At 54.3% G+C, this 20,789-nt stretch carries 16 protein-coding genes; 3 read left to right on the top strand and 13 right to left on the bottom strand.

Annotated elements, in window-relative coordinates; all coding sequences use genetic code 11:
* Positions 1–55: 55 nt before the first annotated feature.
* From stfH to hrpB, 13 genes are all read right to left on the bottom strand, one after another.
* A complete protein-coding gene (stfH, locus tag J4650_RS12450) occupies positions 56–895 on the bottom strand; it encodes a fimbrial adhesin StfH (protein WP_023243417.1) in 840 nt (279 codons plus the stop codon).
* Entirely contained in the window at positions 895–1,425 is a 531-nt protein-coding gene (locus J4650_RS12445) for a fimbrial protein (protein ID WP_023993170.1), read from the bottom strand. Before J4650_RS12445 ends, stfH begins: the two co-directional genes overlap by 1 nt.
* Positions 1,425–1,901 (bottom strand): fimbrial minor subunit StfF, encoded by a 477-nt coding sequence (gene stfF / locus J4650_RS12440; RefSeq protein WP_023244813.1) that lies wholly within the window; start codon positions 1,899–1,901, stop codon positions 1,425–1,427. The genes J4650_RS12445 and stfF overlap by 1 nt, the downstream gene beginning before the upstream one ends.
* Complete coding sequence (locus J4650_RS12435) at positions 1,898–2,410, bottom strand: fimbrial protein (protein ID WP_001250313.1); 513 nt, start codon at positions 2,408–2,410, stop codon at positions 1,898–1,900. The genes stfF and J4650_RS12435 overlap by 4 nt, the downstream gene beginning before the upstream one ends.
* 18 nt (positions 2,411–2,428) lie before the next feature.
* On the bottom strand, positions 2,429–3,181 hold the full coding sequence (stfD, locus tag J4650_RS12430; RefSeq protein WP_000982721.1) for a fimbrial chaperone StfD: 753 nt from the start codon (positions 3,179–3,181) through the stop codon (positions 2,429–2,431).
* Between the two features lie 17 nt (positions 3,182–3,198).
* The gene (locus tag J4650_RS12425) at positions 3,199–5,856 is read right to left on the bottom strand and encodes a fimbrial biogenesis outer membrane usher protein (RefSeq protein ID WP_000951677.1); all 2,658 of its coding nucleotides are present in this window, start codon (positions 5,854–5,856) and stop codon (positions 3,199–3,201) included.
* 85 nt (positions 5,857–5,941) lie between these two features.
* The gene (gene stfA, locus J4650_RS12420) at positions 5,942–6,502 is read right to left on the bottom strand and encodes a fimbrial major subunit StfA (protein WP_001090553.1); all 561 of its coding nucleotides are present in this window, start codon (positions 6,500–6,502) and stop codon (positions 5,942–5,944) included.
* 939 nt (positions 6,503–7,441) lie between these two features.
* Positions 7,442–9,481, bottom strand: coding sequence for a Fe(3+)-hydroxamate ABC transporter permease FhuB (fhuB, locus tag J4650_RS12415; protein WP_088884177.1), 2,040 nt, complete (start codon positions 9,479–9,481; stop codon positions 7,442–7,444).
* Positions 9,482–9,495: 14 nt separating this feature from the next.
* A complete protein-coding gene (gene fhuD, locus J4650_RS12410) occupies positions 9,496–10,386 on the bottom strand; it encodes a Fe(3+)-hydroxamate ABC transporter substrate-binding protein FhuD (RefSeq protein WP_023993172.1) in 891 nt (296 codons plus the stop codon).
* Positions 10,386–11,183 carry a Fe3+-hydroxamate ABC transporter ATP-binding protein FhuC gene (gene fhuC, locus J4650_RS12405; RefSeq protein ID WP_023993173.1) on the bottom strand — a complete coding sequence of 266 codons (798 nt, stop codon included), beginning with the start codon at positions 11,181–11,183 and terminating at the stop codon, positions 10,386–10,388. The genes fhuD and fhuC overlap by 1 nt, the downstream gene beginning before the upstream one ends.
* Positions 11,184–11,231: 48 nt before the next feature.
* Positions 11,232–13,421, bottom strand: coding sequence for a ferrichrome porin FhuA (gene fhuA / locus J4650_RS12400; protein ID WP_023993174.1), 2,190 nt, complete (start codon positions 13,419–13,421; stop codon positions 11,232–11,234).
* A 292-nt stretch (positions 13,422–13,713) separates the two neighbouring features.
* Positions 13,714–16,236 carry a bifunctional glycosyl transferase/transpeptidase gene (gene mrcB, locus J4650_RS12395; protein WP_000918127.1) on the bottom strand — a complete coding sequence of 841 codons (2,523 nt, stop codon included), beginning with the start codon at positions 16,234–16,236 and terminating at the stop codon, positions 13,714–13,716.
* A gap of 140 nt (positions 16,237–16,376) precedes the next feature.
* Positions 16,377–18,806, bottom strand: coding sequence for an ATP-dependent helicase HrpB (gene hrpB / locus J4650_RS12390; RefSeq protein ID WP_023993175.1), 2,430 nt, complete (start codon positions 18,804–18,806; stop codon positions 16,377–16,379).
* 72 nt (positions 18,807–18,878) lie between these two features.
* Between hrpB and thpR the strand changes: the two genes are divergently transcribed.
* The 3 genes from thpR to dksA all read left to right on the top strand — a co-directional run bounded on the left by thpR (position 18,879) and on the right by dksA (position 20,762).
* The gene (gene thpR / locus J4650_RS12385) at positions 18,879–19,409 is read left to right on the top strand and encodes an RNA 2',3'-cyclic phosphodiesterase (RefSeq protein ID WP_001294175.1); all 531 of its coding nucleotides are present in this window, start codon (positions 18,879–18,881) and stop codon (positions 19,407–19,409) included.
* Positions 19,410–19,425: 16 nt separating this feature from the next.
* Positions 19,426–20,130, top strand: a complete 705-nt coding sequence (gene sfsA / locus J4650_RS12380; protein WP_000899412.1) for a DNA/RNA nuclease SfsA — start codon at positions 19,426–19,428, stop codon at positions 20,128–20,130.
* A gap of 176 nt (positions 20,131–20,306) precedes the next feature.
* Positions 20,307–20,762 (top strand): RNA polymerase-binding protein DksA, encoded by a 456-nt coding sequence (gene dksA / locus J4650_RS12375; protein WP_001155232.1) that lies wholly within the window; start codon positions 20,307–20,309, stop codon positions 20,760–20,762.
* Positions 20,763–20,789 lie beyond the last annotated feature (27 nt).

Here is a 20,789-nt window from a genome sequence, read left to right as displayed (position 1 = left end):
CTTTTTTTTGGTTCATACCAGGTTAGCGTGAATCTTCGCCAAACACCCAGCCCCCCTAAAGCTCATCAATAATATACTGGAAGCTACAGGTCGACGTGAACTGCCCGGAGCCAATGTTGCGGGTGTTCACCGCTACATTAATGTCATGAAGCTCAACATCGGTTATCGGATGATCAACGGCGCTGGTCGTGACGCTCGACTGGTCGCAGCCCAGCACATTGAGCGTAATACCCGATGAGACAAAACGGCAATAAGCGCCACGGTTGTCAAATTTGCTGCCATCGCACAGTTTCCCCCCCTCCATCAAATAGGTATGTAACGTGCGATTCACCGTGCCACCGGTGGCATCAAGCATGAGGGTTGTTTTCTGTTTCGAAACGTTCGCATCCCAGGAGATATCAAAAGTATCAACGGGAACTTTCGGGCAAACTGAGCTGCGCGTATCCGGCGGGGAATACGTTTCGTTAGTGATAAAAGTGGTAGCAACGATATGGCTCGACGCCAGCCAGGGGCAACCATAATCATCGCTTTGTACCGTAATCTCCAGGGTAAAAGAACCACACCCCCTCCAGTTCGAGGGAAGATTCTTGCACGCAGATCGCGAAACAGTGTTATCAAAATCCTTCAATACAACCTTCGGCGCAGGTTCTGGCCCAGACCAGGAGTCTGCGGTTAGCGTTTCTCCTTTACGATGTCCCGAAAGGTTCCAGGAGCCATAGTACACTCCCTCCGGAGTCGCTATCGTCACCTCCGCCACAATAGATTTGTCGCTATTAGGGCCAATACCATAATACATCGTGGTGCTTGAAAACGTCGCTTTCAGCATGGGTCCCGCCGCTATTGAACGGCAACAAACGACCGCCAACAGTAAAAATAAAATCTGTATGCTTCTCATCATAAATACTCAAAGGTAACTAGTGCGCTTGCGAAGAACGTTCCCGGAATCAGGTCCTCGCCGGGAAGACGTTGTACCCAGGCATTCAGGCTTAGCGTATTTTTCCCCGTCACCAGCGTAAATACCGCACCGCTTTCGTTATTAATGCCCACGGGAACGCCGGATAGCGTTTCAATACCAATCCCGATCCCAAAAGCACCTGAATGGCTATCGATGGCCAGGATACCGCGCATTCCGGTCGCTTCGGTTCCAGTGAAAGTCACCTGCACCCCGTTACTCAGCGCCGAATCGCAATCCGTGAGTTCAAACACCAAAGGCTTACGAGCAGACTGGCCGTCGGGAGTGAAATCAGAACTGTCAAGCGACGAAAAATCGACTTCGGCAATCCCCGTCCCCTGCATCGTGAGCGTGCAAGGACTGGCCACCAGGCTACCGGAAAAATGCAGGTTATCTGCCGCTGAGACCGGCAATATCAGCGCCCCACAGAGGATGAAGACCACGCCGTGTAATAACGTCTGTTTTTTAACCATTACTGATAATCCACCTGTAATGTTGCCGTCGCATCGAAGTCACCTTCTGTCAGCGAGGCTCCGCTCTTTTTAACCGGTATGGCTTTCAGAACAGGTGCCGACTGCTCATTTACAGTAATGGTGGACCCCAACGTAAAGGGTTGGTCGTTCTGCCTGAGTTCAATCCCCAGCCCCGCCACGCTGGTGTTTACCGCCGCCGGATTAAAATCACTCACGGAACCGCTTAGCGTCAGGGTCATCGCCATCGTCTCATCGCGCACCGTTGAATCACAGGTGATCTCATACGGAACATTCTGCGCATAACGCGTACCATCTATTTTATTAATCAGCAGGTTACCGAACTCAACGTCGATCGTCTGATCATTGTTAATCGTACAATTCGGCGGTGAAATTAATGTGCCGTGAAACTTAAGATTATCGGCTGCCTGTGCGGCAAGGCTGCCCCCCATTAACATCGTCAAAACTATTTTTTTCATTGGTAATCCACCACCAACGTGGCGCCTGCGTTAAACGCGCCACCTGTTAACGTTACGCCATTATTTTTGACGGGAATCGCCTCAATGGCCGGACCGCTGCCGCCGCTGTATTGAAATGACAACCATTGCGTATTGCCGGGTGAAATCAGCGCGCCATCCGTGGCGGTTTGCAGACGGATACCCAATCCATCGACATCGGTTTGCAATACCGACTCGCCATTGATAGTCACCGCATTCCCCTGAATCTGTAACTTCAGGTAATCGCTCACTCTGCCGTTACAGCTCAGGCGATAGCCCACCGCCTGCCGGTAATTCACCCCATCCACTTTCGTCGTCAACACATTGCCAAATTCCACCTCACCGCCGGTCACAGTACAGGGCGGCGCGGCATTAACGACTATCGTCAGCGTCATGTTGACCGTCTTACTTCCCGCTGCCAGCGGCATACTGACCGCACTCAGCATGGCCGCACACGTTACCGTGCCCAGCCGTAACCGCCATTGCCTCATCTTGCGTCTCCTTGTCGGTTACGACTTTCTGCTTTTTGCTTCATCTACCGCACAACTGTTGTCAGTACAGTTAAAAATCAGCGGTAACCGCGCGCCATAATCGTTGACGTAAGTCAGCACAGGCGAGTGACCTAATTCACTGGCGTCCCCTCCCAGCGTCACGTTGCTTTTTGGTGCAATCACTAAAGGGCTAAAGCCTCTGGCTGGTGTGCCGTCCATGCGGTTGCTGGCGTTGCTTAACACCACGTAGTAACCGGTCGGATTGCTCACCTGATAGCCATTGCCCTGACGCTGAAGGGTGATCTTGTATTGCCAGGGATGCTGCATATCGATTTTCGATAGCGCCTGCGGGCGGTAAAAAACTTTGATGCGCGTTTGCAGGGCGATTTGCAGCGTATTGGGCTTGTCGCTTTGCGGCGGAATTTCGCGCACGTTGTAATAAAAAAGGGTTTCCCGATCCTTAGGGAGCGACGCCAGCGCCGGCATCCCCTGAATTTTGACCTGTCCGATTGCCGACGGCTCAATGCGCTGGACCGGTGGGACGACGATTAAAGGCGAGGTGATTTTGACGCCCTTCTCATCTTCCACCCAGGACTGCGCCAGATAGGGCAGTTTGCTGTTGGCGTTTTTCAGATCGACGCTTATCGATTTATCTTCGCCGCGAAACACCAGGCGGGTGCGATCGGGCGCGATGGCAGCCTGGGCGCTACCGTAGCCGCCCAGCAAAAGCAGCAAAACAGCGGCCAGGTTATAACGTTTTAATGGCATCATGAATGCGGTTTCCTGAATCAATGTGTTGGATAACGAGAAGAGAGCGCTTCGGGTTGCGTCGAAGACGTCCGCCGCTGCGTATGAAGCTGGAGTAATGGTTTCTCTTCGGGCTGCGTTGCCTCAGGTGATGAAGCGTCGCCGATGCACGGCAGCAACAGGCCGCTAAACAGATCGCCCGGCAGCGGATCGGGCAACGCCGCTTCACACTGCGTTTTACCTTCCCATGTCACCTGCAACCGCTCGCCGGGGTTAATGCCGATCAGATAAACGCTGCCGTCTTCACCTACGATCCCTAACTGTTGCTGGCGACTGTTGTAAACCTCTGCGCCGAAGGGCGGCGTGCCGCCATCGCGCAGGCGGATACTGGCCATGGCTTTTTTACCGCTGAGCACCTCCATGCGGCGATAACCGATCGCCCCTTCCGTCAGGGTCGCCTGAGCGATGGAGAGGATTGCTTCCGCGTCTTCCGGCAACTGGGTAATGTCGATTTTCACCTGGTTGCGGTAGTAGTCGTTGACGTCGACAATGACGGCTTTACCAAACGCGTTGGTATATACCGGCGTGCTGTAGCCGGAGATGGGTACGTTCGCTTCATCGCCGACATCCACCAGCAGCCGCGAGCCGCCGTTGACGCTGGTGCGGTGCAGCGCCCCGCCTTTAGCAGTCAGCGTCGCGCCGCCCTGGATGTTCAGCCCGCCGGAGGTATAGTCGCCTTCCTGATAGTTCGCACTGACGTCAATGTCGGCATAGCTCGCTTGATGACGGTAGTAGCCGTCGAGAGTCGCACCGTTATCCGCGCGACCAGCGTTGATCTGGTAGTTATTGCGATCGTCAATGCGCTCGTAATAGCCGACCTGATTGCTGTTGTTGTCATCGCTAAAGGAGCCGTTGTAGCTCAGCGTGCGGTTGTTGCCCCACGGAATACTGAGCGAGACGTACACGCCGTCATCACGCTCATTGTCATATTCGTTGCGAAAACCGTTCACCGACAGACTGATCCCGCGCACCTCACCGACATCGAAATAGTGCGACAGCGTCAGGTTATAGCTGTCCTGGTTAGGTTGATTCCAGTAGGTGCGATGGGTGTAGTTGATATAGGCGTTGACGTTTATTGCCGAAAAGTTCTGGCTGTACGTCAGGGTATACATCTCTTTATCGTGGCCGGTGCGCTGACGATCGTTATCGTCATTATGCGTATCGATAAACTCGTCCATCGTCATGTAGTTTTCTTCGGAAAAGCGATAACCAGCAAACGTCAGACGGCTGTCTATATCATCAAAATCTTTAGCGTAGCTGGCACGGAACGAGTTACCCTGAATGGTGCCGTCGCCGTAGGCGCTACCCTCTGGCAGCGTCGCACGGGAATGGGTGACATCGACGGAAAACGCGCCCAGCAGCGCCAGATCGCGCCCCAGTCCTAACGCCAGCGCCTGATAATCCTGCTCACCGATGGCACCGCCGTACAGCGACCAGCCGTTAGCGATCCCCCAGGAGGCTTCGGCTGAGGTGAAAAAGCCGCCTTCCATATTGTGATCCCAGTCCTGCGGTCGCCCGGCTGCTAACTTGTAGCGCACCTGGCCGGGACGGGTCAGAAACGGAATGGAGGCGGTGCTGACGTCATATTCCTGCACCTGACCGCTTTGTTCTTCAATTTTGACGTGTAGATCGCCGGATACCGTTTCATTAATATCCTGAATGCGAAACGGCCCTGCCGGGACCTGCGACTCATAAATCACCCGCCCGCGCTGGGTCACGGTGACTTTGGCGTTGGTGCGCGCCACGCCTGATATATCCGGGGCGTAGCCGCGCAGATTAGGCGGTAACATCTGATCGTCGGTGATAAGGCTGCCGCCAACATAGTTAAAGCCGTCGAAAATATCGGATTCCAGCGATCCTTCGCCCAGCGTTAGCTGCGCCCGGAGCTGTGGGATCGCCCGCCAGGCGTAATAGCGGTTCCAGTCCCAGTTCTGTTCGGAACTGGAGCCAAAGTTGTCTTTATCTTCGCTGTCATTTTCGTGACGATAGTTAGCCTGCCAGTCCGCGCGCAAACGCCACGCGCCGAGGTTGGCACCCACCGTGCCGTTGCCGCTGATGTCATACTCATCGCCGTCATCATGTTCAGCATGTCGCCACTGGCTGTTAACGTTGTAGTCAAATAATACGCCGGGAATCCCTTCATCCCAGCGGGAAGGTGGATCCCACTCTTCATCGCTGTATTCCAGATAGGCCTGCGGAATAATCACCGTCAGCGTTGACTGGCTTAAATCCGTTTGGGTTTCCATCCCTTCCAGTTGATCTGGTTGCAGACACTGACCGGCATTTATCCAGATCATTTTATCTGCTATTTCAGGTTTTAACCCCAGCAGCGATACCAGTTCAGGCGATAAACAGGGATAGGTGTTATCAGGATCGTTATTATCAACGGAATACGTAATAACATTATCCTGGGCAATTTGACTCTGATTGACCAACACCTGGAGATGATAGCTCCCCGGCATAATGTAGCCTTTACGGGAAAAACGGGAGAGATCCAGGCTGGCATCATCTTTAACATCAAGAAATCGGGTATTAAATTGAATGGGCGCTTCCGCATAGCTATTTTCCGGACCGACAGCCAGAACAATACCCACCACGGCCGCAAGCGTGCTCAGACGAAATTTTTTATAGTGAGCCATCAGACAATCTATCCCTGAAATATATAATCTATTTTTTTACTTTAAGCATTATCCTGCGGCAGACTGCCGCAGGATGATATTTCACTTACAGATAGCTGATCGTGAAGTTTACGGTGCTGCTGAATTCGCCGGTATCGATAGTGCTGGCAGCGGAATCGCCTTTCACCCAGGCTTTGAAGTTAAGAGTCTGTTTCGCCGCCGCAACGCTGCCGTTCATCGTCAGATTTTCGCTGTAAGCGTCGCCCAATTTGATCGCGGAACCCAGGTGGTTGCCGATGACAATGCTGGAACCCGCCATTTCGCCGCCGCCGATACGCATCAGCGCAACGCTGCCCGGATTAGCGCTGGATTCGTTACCGATGGCAGAGAAAACGGTAGATGCTTCTTTCTCAGTGGTGAATGCGCAGTTTTCCAGACCGATATGGAAATCGACTTTTGAAGATTCTTTACCGCCCATCAGAGAACCGGTACCGATATGGCCCAGGTTAACGGTCTGGTGTTCGTCGCCAACCACGATTGAACACGGTGAATCTTCAATAGTACCGGTAAAAGTAACCGTACCAGTATTACTGCCTGCAGCATTGGCAAAGCTGGAAACACCCATAACCAGTGCGGCAGCAACCGCAGCTTTTACTGCTGTATTCATTTTTCATCCTTATTAAAAGTTGGTGAGTATTTTTACGCTATTCACACGGAGTTATACTCAATACCCCATGTTTATATTAGTAGATATATATTATATGACGAGTTATGAAATTGCCGATGCAACATTCAAAAGAAGCAAACAACACGTTAATAAATAACATCCCTTAGGCGCGGTGAAGTATTTTCCATTAAAAACCCAAAGACAAGTGTTTTTTATTTAAAGGATTATCAGAATTAAATAATAAATATTTTTACCGTTCAAAAAACAAACAAAGCAAGCAAGACGGGAGAGCCAAAAAAGCAATAAACATGTCAAAATGAATAAAAAAAGATCAGAATTACAGTACTGAATATATAGCAATGACGCGTAACATTTATTTTTGGTATAAATTTCATTAAAAAAAACAAAAAATGCTAAATTACATTTTTTTTGTTTACTCGTGGCAATTAATTTATTTTAATAGAGTTGTTTTTTATTACTTCGATAAAAAAATAATATTTTATTATCGAAGTTTTATAATGAAAATTTATTATTAAATTAAAATTGATTTACGAGATGCATTAAAGATGCGGCATCCGCATCTTAATATTTAAAAAGGCTTAATACCGAAACCGGTAATTCTTATTATTGGATAGATCATGCCGCAATTTATCATCAACGTTTCGGGCCTGGATATGTTGAAATTAGTCACCCTGTTCAGGAGACAGCGGCGCGCCACTGAAATAGCACATGACTTATCGATACAGAAATAACACCTGCTTCTTGCTGAAAATAAAAGCAGAATTCCCTCGATAAAACGTGACAGGACAGCTCTCGCACCTGATAGCGTTCAGCTATTTTTAGGTCTACAAAATATTGCCACAACATATTGATATTGTGTAATTTGTAGGTCGGGTTGAGCATGGCTGCCACCCGACATAAATGTGGCATAGCCTTTTTTTACCGGCTCTGTTTACGTAGCAAATAGATAAAATACGGCGCGCCAATAAAGCTTGAAAGCAGTCCCGCCGGGATCTGATACGGAAATAGCGCCATCCTGCCGCACCAGTCGGCAAAGACCAGTAAAACGCCCCCTGCCAGCGCCGAGATGACCATATGCGGCATCGTCCGGCGAAAACCGAGCATCCGCGCAATATGCGGCGCCATCAGTCCAACGAAACTCAGCGGCCCAATGGTCATCGTCGCGGTTGCCGTCAAACACGCCGCCAGCGCCAGCAGCGCGATACGCGACGGCGTAAGCGCCATGCCCACCGCACGCGCGGCATCGCCGCCCAGGGGCAAAATCGTTAACCAGCGGCGACACAACGGCACAATGGCCAGCAAAATCACCATCACGATCGCGGTTCGCGTAACCTGCCCGCCAGTGGCGTTATAGGTAGATCCTGAGAGCCAGGTCAATACTTCCGCCATCCGCGGGTCGCCGCTCGCCTGGAGCATCATTAGCAGCATGGTAAACGCGGTGCTGAGCGCCATCCCCGCCAGCAACATCCGTTGCGGCGAGAAACCGCCGCGCCCGGCGGCTATCATAATAATCAGCAGTGTCGCCGCCGCGCCCAGGCTTCCGGCAGGCAGTAGCCAACCGAAGGCATTCCCCGGCACCAAAAACAGCATCAACACCACGCCAAACGCGGCTCCGGAACTGATCCCCAGCACTTCCGGGCTGGCCATTGGATTACCGGTCAGACGCTGAATAATGCAGCCCGCCACCGCCAGCATGACGCCCGCCATTAACGCCGCCAGTATCCGCGGCCAGCGCCACGGCATCAGTTCTTCAAGCAGCGTTCCGCTCGCCCACGTCCAGCCGTGCGCGTCGCGACCAAAAGAGAGGGCGACCCATGTTGCCAGCAGCAGGAGCGCGCCACCGGCAACGGCAAAAGCAAGAACGTGCCGACGTTCCGCTGCCACACGATCGCTGGCGTTCATATCCGGCGCGCTCATGCTTTTAAGCCGCGGCAGCAGCCACAGGAGCAGCGGCGCGCCGATTAACGCCGTCACTGACCCGGTGGAAACCTCCATCCATACGCGGGTTAGCCAAAGGATAATCTGATCGGATAGCCACAAAATAAGCGCCCCAATGAGCGGCGCCAGCATCAGGCGCGCCAGCAGACGTCTTGCGCCAAGCATTTTCGCCAGCAGCGGCGCAAACAGGCCGATAAAACCGATAATGCCCACCGCGTTGACTAGCAGAGCGCTCAACACAATCGCCAGCGACAGCGCCGCCAGACGCGCTAACGACAGCGCCAGACCCAGATTACGCGCAACGCCGTCATCCAGCCCCATCAGCGTCATCGGGCGTAACAACAATAACGTGAGCATCACACCGCCCAGCAACTGCGGCCACAGACGCTGCACGCCGCTCCAGTCGGTTTGCGTTAGCGTTCCGGTGCTCCATAAAAACATGCTTTGCAACTGATCGTGGTGGAAAATCACCAGTAACTGGTTGATTGCGCCACAATAGAGGCTAACCACCAGCCCGGCGAGGATCAGGGTCACTGGCGACAGGCGTTTGCCCCACGCCACGCCGAACACCAGCGCGCCGACAATGCAGGCTCCCGTCAGGGCGGCAAACTGCGTGGCCAGCGCGCCGGGAATCGTCCAAAGCGTAGTCACCGTGATCCCCAATTGCGCGCCGGTCGCCACACCCAGCGTGGTCGGTTCCGCCAGCGGGTTACGTAATACTTGCTGGAACAGGACGCCTACCAGCCCAAGTCCCGCGCCCACCAGTAGCGAAATCGCCAGTCTTGGCAGCAGGCTGTAATGAAAAATCATCTGCTCAATGATGTCGATATCCGGTGACCAGATAGCCTGTTGCCACTGGCTGCGCGGTAGCGCAACGGAGAAGTTAACCCATGTCAGCCAGCAGGCGGCAACAAACAGCGCCAATAACAGCAACGCCGGATGGCGGCTTCGCCTTATCCGGCCTACAAAGCGCCCGAACCGTAGGTCGGATAAGACGCTTTTCGCGCCGCCATCCGGCATTTCACGTTTTCTGCTCACGCTTTGCCTCCCAACACGTTATTCAGGATGCGGACAAAGTGCATCGTGGAGAGGGTCGCGCCATAGAACCAAACGGCGGGCACCCGATGAAAACGCCCGGCGCGGACAAACGGCATGGCCTGCCACAGCGGCGTTGCCATCAGCGTGTTCATATCGGTGCTATTCCCGTGATCGAAGCAGATCACATCCGCTTCTTTATACATCGCCAGCCGATCGATACTGACCGCCGTACTGCCCCAAAAGTTGGTTTCACCCTGCCAGGCATTGACAATGCCATACTCGTCCAGCACCTCCTGGAACAGGCAATTCGGGCCGAGCACCAGCATATGCCGCGGATCGATAAGCGTCGTCATCAGTAACGGACGCCCCCCGCGGCGGATAAAATGCGGCTTCTGGCTGGCGATGAAGCGATCGTATTGCGCCAGATGTTTTTCTGCCGCAGCTTCCAGATTCAGCGTCTGCGCCAGTTCAACCAGCGAGCGTCGGGCTACCGCCAGCGGCTTTTTGCCGTCGCTAAAATCGAACCCGCGCCCCGGCGCGATCCGCGCCAGTTTCTCCGGCGAGGGTCCGTACCCTGCCGACCAGACCATAAACGACGGCTTCATCTCCGTCAGTAGTTCGAGATTGGGTTCAGTGCGAAGACCCACATCAATCACCGAATCCGGCAACGGCGGTTCGCTAACCCACAGCTTATAATTTGGCACATCCGCCACGCCATAAGGCGTAATACCGAGCGCCAGCAGCAGCTCAACCGGCAGCCACTCCAGCGCCACAATCCGGCGGGGATCGATAGCGGCAGCCTGCGCCGTATTCATTTGCCACAGCAGCGGCGAGAGCGCCATCGCCGTTAATAAACGGCGGCGAGTCAGAGGATATAAATCACGCATTAATACACAAAACTCACAGGTGCCGCGCCCGCCGGATGCGGAAGGATACCCATCGGGATACCGTAAATCTTCTCCAGCGTGTCACTGCGCATCAGTTCCGCAGGCGTTCCTTGCGCAATCATTTCACCGCCGCGTAGCGCGACTAAATAATCACAGTAGCGGGCCGCCATGTTGATATCGTGCAGCACCGCAACCACCGTCAGCCCGCGCTGCTGGCTTAAGCGATGCACCAGCGCCAGCACGTCCACCTGATGGGCGATATCCAGCGCTGACGTCGGCTCATCCAGCAGCAGACAACGGCTGTCCTGCGCGACCAGCATGGCAATCCACGCGCGCTGGCGCTCGCCGCCGGAAAGACTGTCTACCAGACGATGCGCCAGCGGTTTTAAGCCGACCAGCGTAATCGCCTCGTCTACTTTTTCCCGGTCCGCGACGCCAAAGCGTCCCAGCGCGCCGTGCCACGGATAGCGGCCAATCGCCACCAGTTCGCGCACCGTCATTCCTTCCGCCTGTGGCAATTGTTGAGGCAGATAGGCAACTTTGCGGGCAAACGTCTTGCTGCTCCAGCTCGCCAGCGGCTGATTGTCGAGCAGAATATCCCCTTCGGAAGGCGGCTGATGGCGGCCCAGCATTTTTAACAGCGTGGATTTACCGGAACCATTATGGCCGATAAGTCCGGTGACGCGACCTGCGGGAAACGTTAACGAGAGGGGGTGTAAAAGCGTGCGGCCCGGCACACGAAAGGCGACGCTTCGCAGCGCAAAGGTGGTATCGGAATGAATGTGGTTTTCCTGCATCGCAGCCAACTTGTAAAACGGGCACGGCAAGCCGTGCCCAAAAAGAAATTAGAAACGGAAGGTTGCCGTTGCAACGACCTGACGTTCTGAGCCCCAGAAACAGCCGTAGGTCTGGAAGCAGCTGGCGACGTATTCGCGGTCGAGCAGATTATTAACGTTAACCGCAATGCTGGAGCCCGCCATACCAAAACGCGCCAGATCGTACTTGACGACCGCATCCATCACCGCTGCGCTGCCTACCTTGAAGCTATTGGCCGGATCGCCGTAACTGGAACCAATAAAACGACCGCCTGTTCCCAGCGTTAAACCTGACAACGGACCATCGTTGAAGGTGTAATCGCCCCACAACGACGCCATGTGTTCAGGCACCTGCTCTGGCGTATTCCCTTTCAGGTTAGTGTCTTTCGTGTACTCAGCATCAGTATAAGTGTAAGACGCCGTCATATTGATGTTAGCCGTCAATGCTGCTTTGGCTTCCAGCTCTACACCTCGCGCACGAATTTCGCCTGCCGGCACCTGCGCTAATGGGTTGGTTGGATCGGCGGTCAGGTTATTGGTTTTGGTCAGCTGATAAACGGCACCCGTAACAACAACCGGCATGTCTTTCGGTACATATTTCACCCCTGCTTCATATTGCTCGCCTTTTGACGGCTTGTAAGAAACGCGTGGGGTGCTCCACAAATCGAAGGCGCTTGGCTCGAAAGATTGGCTATAGCTGAAGTAAGGTGAAATTCCATTATCGAATACGTAGTTTACGCCACCGCGCCAGGTGAACTGGTGGTCATTACGTTCAATATATCCTTCTGTCGGCGTAGTGGAATTCTGACGCACCGTTGTCGCTTGTTTAGACCAGTCATAACGGCCGCCGAGAGTAAATACCCACTTATTCCATTCCGCCTGATCCTGAACATAAAGGCCTGTTTGTTTACTTTCGTTCATCTGGTACGGCTCAGCGCCGCCGAAAGCAAAGTATTCAGGATGGTAATTGTTATAGAGATCGATTGACGGCGCGCTACCAAACGTCGCGTTAATATCATTACGCATACGCATGAAATCGACACCCGTCAGCAACGTATGATCAATATCGCCGGTCGCGAATTTACTTTCCAGTTGTGTATCTACGCTGAAATTCTGTAAACGCTCGTTGTCAACGATAGTACCGCGGTTAAGCGTATGGCCGTCCGCCGCAATCCCCGTGCCATAGACGCTTTTTTGCGCGGTTTTCATTTCGACAAAACGTAAATTCTGGCGCACGGTAAAAGTGTCGTTGAAGCCATGCTCGAAACTGTATCCCACCATTTTCTCGTTACGAGAATAGGTGTTGTTTGACGCCCCTTCATTGAAATCTGTTGGCAAGCGTTTACCATTCGGTAACGGTTCAACCGTTCCCTCTTTCGGCAGCCAGCCGTAGTAGCCGGTCTCTGGTTCGTTCTGGAAATAAGAAAGGAACGTAAAATTCGTTTTCTCATCAGGACGCCAGGTAAAAGAGGGCGCAATCGCATAGCGCTGCGACTCAGAACTCTTTTGCTGCTCATTTGTCGAACGCGCCAGCCCCGTCAGACGATATGAAAACTCACCGTTGTCATCCAGGGAATCACTAAAATCAAAACCGGTCTGGAACAAATTGTCCGTCCCCATTTTGAATTGAATTTCTTTCAGCGGCTCAGTAGTCGGCCGCTTGCTAACCATCGAAATGATACCGCCCGGGTTGCTCTTACCGTAGAGAACGGACGTTGGGCCACGCATCAACTCAACACGCTCAAGCATGTAGGGATCAATAACCGCATCGTTGTAGAAGTTACCCTGCAATTTCAGGCCATCCAGATAGTTATTCTGGCTCAGGCCGACGGAAGAGAAGCCACGGATAATCACGAAGTCATAGGTATTGGAAGCGCCGCGACTGCTTACCGTTACGCCCGGCGTGTAACCCAACGCTTCTTTTACTGACTGGAATTGATGCATCTGCATCTCTTCGTTAGTGACCACCGAAACCGACTGAGGCGTTTTTTCGATAGGTGTATCAGTTTTGGTGGTGGTGGCGGAACGCTTCGCGGCGATGGTCGGAGCCGGTCCCCAGGCACTTTCCTGCGCGGCAGGCGCTGCGGTTACGGTAATGGTTTCTTCTTTCGGTTGAACCGCCGCCTGTGCATAGACAGACATGCCGCTAACCGCTGTGGCTACTACAACTGCGATTTTACGCAGTGAGGAGTTTGGCTGAGCAGTTTTAAGACGCGCCATTGGTATATCTCTGATGAAAGTGAATGATAACGTAAACGATAATTATTATTATAACCGCAGCATGATAGGCGAAATATCGTCGCAATGGCAAGCGATACGCGGCCCTACGAAAACTAAGGGGTTAAGAAATAACCAGATGAAAAGGAAGGGTTAATAAATTAGACTGAAATGTTATTTATGGAGGATTTGCCGGATGGCGACGTAAGCGTCTTATTCGGCCTACGTCGCACATAATGGAGTCGTAACGGTGTAGACCGGGTAAGCACAGCGCCACCCGGTACTATTACCGTGATTAATTGCCGCCGAACATCTCCTTAATCCAGCCGGCAACGCCGTCGCTCTTCTCTTCTTTCGGCGGCTGTTGCTGCGCAGGCTGCTGCGGCTGAGACGACTGATCGAACGGATTGCCTGACGGCTGCTGTTGCTGCTGCATCATCTCGCCCTGCTGGCACAGCGTATTTGGATCGTCCGTCCAGACCGGCAGAGTGCGCATACCGCCGCTACAGACAAAATTACCGTCGTAATCAACGCCCATATCCACCACATCTTCCGGCGGCGTCAGAACTAAAGGCGTCGGCGTCTGGTTCGCCAGATAGCGCTGGTAAATCGCCATCGCGCCGCTGGCGCCGTACAATTTCGTCGGCTGGTTGTTATCACGGCCTACCCAGGTGATAGTCACCTGGCTGCCGTCGATACCGGCAAACCAGGTATCGACATTGTTGTTTGTCGTCCCGGTTTTACCCGCCAGATGCAGACCCGGATATTTTGCGCCAAGCTGACGCCCCGTACCACGCTGGACGACCTGCTGCATTGTCCAGAGCGTCAGGTAAGCCGCCTGTGCCGGTACGGCGCGTTCAGCTTGCGGATAACTTTGGTACAGCACCTTACCATCTTCCGCAATAACCGAACGCAGCGCTGATAACGGCGCGCGATTTCCGCCGCTGGCGATAGTCTGGAACGCCTGCGCCACTTCGATCGGCGTCAGGTTCAGCGCTCCTAACAGCATAGCCGGAACCGGATTGAGCTGATCTTTCGGCACGCCGAGCTTCGTCCAGGTATCGGTTACTGCCGGTAGACCTAACGCCATCCCCAGATTGACCGTCGGTACGTTCATTGAGCGAGTTAACGCATCCACCAGCATCACTTTCCCGCTTTCGCTGTAGCGACGATCGTCGTTCTGCGGCGACCAGACCTGACCATTCGGCTGGCGCAGAGAAATCGGCGCATCGGCAATCCAGGTGTTCAGACGGTATAAGTTCGGCTGACTTAACGCGGTCAGATAGGTCGCCGGTTTCGCCAGCGACCCGATGGAACGGCGCGCCTGCATGGCACGGTTATAGCCGGCATACTGCGGCTCCGCCCCGCCAACCATCGCGCGCACCTCGCCGCTAAAGCGATCCACCACCACCATCGCAGTTTCCAGATCGCTCAATTTACGCTGCTTCTTCAACGCCGGAATGCCTTCGACAACGGCTTTTTCTGCGGCATCCTGCGCCACGGAGTCAAAGGTGGTGAAGATCTTCACGCCGGAGAGATCTTTAATTTTATCCCCCAGCTTCGCCTGCAGTTCCTGACGAACCATCTGCATAAACGCTGGCTGCGGTGAGATAACGCCGCCGCGCGGCTGTACGCCAAGCGGACGCGCGCTCAGCATGTCATAGAGTTCCTGATCGATGATTTTCTGCTGCTGTAACAGGCGTAACACCAGGTTACGACGCTCCAGCGCCAGTTTCGGGTTGCGCCACGGGTTATAAATCGACGCCCCTTTTACCATCCCCACCAGTAACGCCTGCTGATCGAGGCTCAGTTCCTCTACCGGACGACCAAAGTAATACAGGCTCGCCAGCGGAAAACCGCGAATTTCATTATCCCCGCTTTGACCGAGGTAGACCTCGTTCATGTACAGCTCAAGAATACGATCTTTACTGTAACGGGCATCCATGATCAGCGCCATGTAGGCTTCATTCGCTTTACGCCAGTATGATCTTTCGCTGGAGAGGAACAGGTTCTTCACCAGCTGCTGGGTCAGCGTACTGGCCCCCTGCACCGTACGTCCCGCCGTCAGGTTGGCCAGCACCGCACGCCCGATAGAGTAAAGACTAATGCCATCATGCTCATAGAAATGACGGTCTTCCGTCGCCAACAGCGTATCGACCAGCAGATCCGGGAAACCGCTGCGCGGGACGAATAAACGCTGCTCGCCATTTGGCGAAGAAAGCATGGTGATAAGCCGCGGATCGAGACGGAAGAAGCCAAACTGGCGGTTGTTATCCAGATTGACGATGGTTTCCAGACGCCCGTCACTGAACGTCAGCCGCGCGCGCACCTGCCCTTCTTTGCTGTCCGGGAAGTCAAACGGACGACGGATCATCTCAATGCTATTGGCCTGCACGGTAAATTCGCCGGGACGGGTCATCTTCGTCACCAGACGATACTGCGTCGCTTCCAGCAATTTCACCATCTCGTTTTTGCTGACAGGCATGTCTGGCTCAAGGTTCACCATCCGACCATATACCGCCGCCGGAAGCTGCCAGACCTTGCCATCGATACGGCTGCGGATTTTTTGATCCAGATAGACGCCGTAAATGGCGAACAGCACCACAAAAACGATAAACAGTTTTAGCAATAGCCACAGCCAGCCACGCTTGCCACGAGGCTTACGCCCTTTGCCCTTACCTTTACGCGGCATCGGTTCTTCATCCTCATAGTCATCATCATAATCGTCGTCATGCTGCCGACGACGGCTCACCTTTTGTTTCACAGGACGTGACGGTTTCCCCTTACGTCCAATCGGCTCGCGGTCATTCCCCGCCATGCTTTTTCTCCGCAACATACAGGCGCAAAGGCCCGATTCTCTATTCTTCCGCCAGACGACAGAAGAAGAAATCTCTCAATTTACCCTTTTGCCGGATGGCGATTAACGCCTTATCTGGCCTGGAGGCAACGTATAACACGTCACGAATACTTCTTCGTGCGCCGCGTTGGGGCCGTATTCGCCGGATCGTCCGGCCAGACATGTTTGGGGTAACGGCCCTTCATCTCTTTTTGCACTTCGCGATACGCCCCCTGCCAGAAAGCGCTTAAATCGCGCGTAATCTGTAGCGGTCGCTGCGCTGGCGAAAGCAGTTCCAGCACCAGCGGCACGCGGCCCTGAGCGATGGTTGGGGTCTTCGCTTCGCCAAACATTTCCTGCATTCTGACCGCCAGCGCGGGCGGGTTATCTTCATGATAACGAATCGTTATTCGGCTTCCCGTCGGCACAGTGTAATGCCCAGGCAGTTCACTATCCAGACGTTGCAACATGGCATAGTCAAGCAGTCCCCGTAACGCCTGAGTCACATTCAGAGATTTCAGACTCCGTAACGACTGTACGCCTGTCATGTGCGGCAGCAACCAATTTTCCAGAGTCGCCAGCAGCGACGCCTCATCCACGGCAGGCCAGTCATATTCCGGCAGCCATTTCGCCGCACAGTGCAGACGCAGACGGAACTGCTCCGCTTCCGGCGTCCAGTTAAGGACGGACAGACCTTTATCGCGGATGCCGTTCAGCATCGCCTGATGAAGCTCCTCTTCAGACGGCTTCGCCAGTGGCTGAACGCTAACCGTCAACTGTCCAATACGCATTCTGCGCCATGCTTTCAACGTTCCCTGCGCCTCGTCCCATTCAACCGTGTCGGACTGGCGCAGTAAATCAGGACACGCCTGAATCAGCGAGGCAATATCCAGCGGCTGCGCCAACAATATTCGGGCGTCCGGCGAGGCGCTACCTTGCAGTAACAGCGGCGCGATCAGCCATTCATGACGTCCCAACGCGTCATCCGCATCTAACATCGCGCCCATACCATTGGCTAACTGATAGCGCCCTTCCTGACCACGACGCCGCGCGATGCGGTCGCTAAACGCTCTGGCCAACAGCGGCATAATAAGCGCGCTATCCGGCTCGCCATTACGCACCTGCAGCCGTTTTAAAAGCTGCTGGCTACGCTGCTGCCAGCCCGGCTGTCGCCGCGAAAATACTACGCTTAAATCCGTACCGCCGCCGCGCGGCGGGTCCTCAAGGATGGCCGCGAGCATGGCGGCAGTGGCGGCGCTATCGCCCTCGCCGGCGTTGACTAACATCGCCGCCAGGCGCGGATCGTTACCTGTTGCCGCCATTTTCCGGCCCCGCGCGCTTAACCGCTCGCCCTCCAGCGCACCTAACATCAATAATAAACGGCGGGCGGCCTGAAGATTCACCTCCGGCGGCCTGTCCAGCCAGAAAAGCGATGCCGGATCGTGACATCCCCACTGCAACACCTCCATCAATAAACCGGAAAGGTCGCTGTGTAAGATTTCCGGATCGCTTTGCGCCGCCGCCCGCTCCGCCTGTTCTTTGGCCAGCAGATGTAAACAGATACCCGGCGCCAGTCGTCCGGCGCGCCCCGCGCGCTGCGTCATTGATGCCTGACTGATACGCTGCGTAACCAGCCGCGTCAGTCCCGTTCGCGCGTCGAATCGCGCCACGCGCTCCTGAGCGCTATCGACAACCAGACGAATCCCTTCAATCGTCAAACTGGTTTCGGCAATGTTAGTCGCCAACACCACTTTACGCATCCCGACGGGGGCGGGAACAATCGCTTTGCGTTGCGCTTCCAGAGACAATGCGCCATACAGCGGACAAAGCAGGACATCGCTCCCTACCCGCGACGCCAGATGTTCATGAACGCGCTGTATTTCGCCTACGCCGGGTAAAAATAGCAGCAGCGAACCGTTTTCATTGCGCAGCAGTTCCGCTGTCGCCATCGCGACGGCTTCATCAAAACGCAAATGCGCCGCAAGCGGCTGATAACGTCGCTCCACCGGGAACGCGCGCCCCTCCGAGACGATCGTCGGCGCATCAGGCAGTCGCTGACAAAGCCTGTCGTTATCCAGCGTCGCAGACATGATTAACAGCCTGAGATCGTCACGGAGCCCTTGCTGGATATCCAGCAACAGCGCTAACGCTAAATCCGCCTGTAAACTGCGCTCATGAAATTCATCCAGTATCACCAGCCCCACGCCGCGTAATTCGGGATCGCGCTGAATCATTCTGGTCAATACGCCTTCGGTCACCACTTCCAGCCGGGTACGCGGCCCCACGCAGCTTTGCGCGCGCATCCGGTAACCTACCGTTTCGCCAGGCTTTTCATTCAACGCTTCCGCCAGACGCTGCGCGACATTACGCGCCGCCAGACGACGCGGTTCAAGCAGGAGGATTTTTCCAGCAACCGGCCCCTGTTGCAGGAGTTGCAACGGCAGCCAGGTGGATTTCCCCGCCCCGGTAGGCGCGGACAACAAAACCTGCGGCGCGATTTTTAGGGCTGTCAACAATTCAGGCAATACGGCGGCAACGGGCAATGACGTCACAAACGGCTCCACGGGGTTAACTTTCTTTGCGCCGCATTGTAGCATCGTGTTAATCCATAACCGAGTATCCCTATGTCTGAGCCAAAACGGCTGTTTTTTGCGATTGACTTACCCGACGACGCGCGCGCGCAAATTATCGCCTGGCGCGCCGCCCATTTTGCGTCTGAAGACGGACGCCCCGTGGCAGCGGCGAACCTGCACCTGACGCTGGCCTTTTTAGGCGACGTCAGTAACGATAAGCAGCGCGCGCTTGCGCAACTGGCCGGACGAATTCGCCAGCCGGGCTTTACGCTACATCTGGATGACGCCGGTCAGTGGCTGCGTTCACGCGTGGTGTGGCTGGGGATGCGCCAGCCGCCGCGCGGGTTGTTGCAGTTGGCTAATATGCTGCGCGCGCAGGCCGCCCGCAGCGGTTGTTACCAAAGCCCGCAGCCTTTTCACCCGCATATTACGCTGCTGCGCGACGCCAGCCATACGGTGGCTATCCCGCCGCCGGGCTTTTGCTGGTCATTTCCGGTCACGTCGTTTGCGCTTTACGCCTCTTCGTATGGGCAAGGCCGTACCCGCTATGCCGAGCTGCAGCGCTGGACGCTGGGCGAATAATAATGAAGGAATGTCGATGCTATTCTCCCCCCCTTTACAACGCGCTACGCTGATTCAGCGCTATAAACGTTTTTTAGCCGATGTGATCACCCCTGACGGTACAACGCTTACGCTGCACTGTCCTAATACCGGCGCGATGACCGGCTGCGCCACGCCTGGCGATACCGTCTGGTATTCGACATCAGAAAATACTAAACGCAAATATCCGCATACCTGGGAATTGACTGAAACGCAATCCGGCGCATTCATTTGCGTGAATACGCTGCGGGCGAACCAGCTAACGAAAGAAGCGATTCAGGAGAATCGCCTGCCGGCGCTGGCGGGGTACAATATTCTGAAAAGTGAAGTCAAATATGGCGCCGAGCGCAGCCGTATAGATTTTATGTTACAGGCAGATTTCCGCCCGGACTGCTATATTGAAGTGAAATCGGTCACGTTAGCGGAAAAAGAAAACGGTTATTTTCCCGACGCCATCACCGAACGAGGGCAAAAACATCTTCGGGAATTGATGGGCGTTGCGGCGGCAGGTCATCGCGCAGTGGTGGTGTTCGCGGTGCTGCACTCCGCCATTACACGTTTTTCCCCCGCACGTCATATCGATATAAAATACGCGCAGCTATTGAGCGAGGCTCAGAATAAAGGCGTGGAAGTTTTAGCTTATAAAGCAGAACTTTCAGCCCAAAAAATGGAACTGAACGAACCAGTACCCATAACGTTGTAGTGGAATAACAGCCTGATTATTAAGTATTCTGGCCGCGTGCGTAAATACGCTTTTCCTCACAGGGTTGTCAAGTGTTACGTTTAGATAATTGCTATCCGGAAAAGCATCTGCTATTTATAGCGACCTGATTTTCCCCCGAACATGGGGATCGATAGTGCGTGTTAAGGAGAAGCAACATGCAAGAAGGGCAAAACCGTAAAACATCGTCCCTGAGTATTCTCGCCATCGCTGGGGTGGAGCCGTACCAGGAGAAACCGGGCGAAGAGTATATGAACGAAGCCCAGCTATCGCACTTCAAGCGTATTCTTGAAGCATGGCGTAATCAACTCCGGGATGAAGTCGATCGCACTGTGACGCACATGCAGGACGAAGCCGCCAACTTCCCCGATCCGGTCGATCGCGCCGCGCAGGAAGAGGAGTTTAGCCTGGAGTTACGTAATCGTGACCGTGAGCGCAAACTGATCAAAAAGATCGAGAAGACGCTGAAGAAAGTGGAAGATGAAGACTTCGGTTATTGCGAGTCCTGCGGGGTGGAGATTGGTATCCGCCGCCTGGAAGCGCGTCCAACAGCCGATCTGTGCATCGACTGCAAAACGCTGGCTGAAATTCGCGAAAAACAGATGGCGGGTTAATCCCGTTCGTTTCTACCCTATTTATGA

Source organism: Salmonella sp. 32120201201600049SM, assembly GCF_017572835.1.
Classification (GTDB): domain Bacteria; phylum Pseudomonadota; class Gammaproteobacteria; order Enterobacterales; family Enterobacteriaceae; genus Salmonella; species Salmonella enterica.
The sequence above is the reverse complement of the archived record's forward strand: the minus strand, read 5'-3'. Positions and strand labels throughout refer to the sequence as shown.

Coding starts and splice junctions, on each gene's coding strand:
- stfD (WP_000982721.1), bottom strand. CDS start 3,181: ATGATGCCATTAAAACGTTATAACCTGGCCGCTGTTTTGCTGCTTTTG.
- thpR (WP_001294175.1), top strand. CDS start 18,879: ATGTCTGAGCCAAAACGGCTGTTTTTTGCGATTGACTTACCCGACGAC.
- stfA (WP_001090553.1), bottom strand. CDS start 6,502: ATGAATACAGCAGTAAAAGCTGCGGTTGCTGCCGCACTGGTTATGGGT.
- fhuA (WP_023993174.1), bottom strand. CDS start 13,421: ATGGCGCGTCTTAAAACTGCTCAGCCAAACTCCTCACTGCGTAAAATC.
- fhuD (WP_023993172.1), bottom strand. CDS start 10,386: ATGCGTGATTTATATCCTCTGACTCGCCGCCGTTTATTAACGGCGATG.
- J4650_RS12425 (WP_000951677.1), bottom strand. CDS start 5,856: ATGGCTCACTATAAAAAATTTCGTCTGAGCACGCTTGCGGCCGTGGTG.
- fhuC (WP_023993173.1), bottom strand. CDS start 11,183: ATGCAGGAAAACCACATTCATTCCGATACCACCTTTGCGCTGCGAAGC.
- dksA (WP_001155232.1), top strand. CDS start 20,307: ATGCAAGAAGGGCAAAACCGTAAAACATCGTCCCTGAGTATTCTCGCC.
- J4650_RS12445 (WP_023993170.1), bottom strand. CDS start 1,425: ATGGTTAAAAAACAGACGTTATTACACGGCGTGGTCTTCATCCTCTGT.
- stfH (WP_023243417.1), bottom strand. CDS start 895: ATGAGAAGCATACAGATTTTATTTTTACTGTTGGCGGTCGTTTGTTGC.
- mrcB (WP_000918127.1), bottom strand. CDS start 16,236: ATGGCGGGGAATGACCGCGAGCCGATTGGACGTAAGGGGAAACCGTCA.
- sfsA (WP_000899412.1), top strand. CDS start 19,426: ATGCTATTCTCCCCCCCTTTACAACGCGCTACGCTGATTCAGCGCTAT.
- fhuB (WP_088884177.1), bottom strand. CDS start 9,481: ATGCCGGATGGCGGCGCGAAAAGCGTCTTATCCGACCTACGGTTCGGG.
- J4650_RS12435 (WP_001250313.1), bottom strand. CDS start 2,410: ATGAGGCAATGGCGGTTACGGCTGGGCACGGTAACGTGTGCGGCCATG.
- stfF (WP_023244813.1), bottom strand. CDS start 1,901: ATGAAAAAAATAGTTTTGACGATGTTAATGGGGGGCAGCCTTGCCGCA.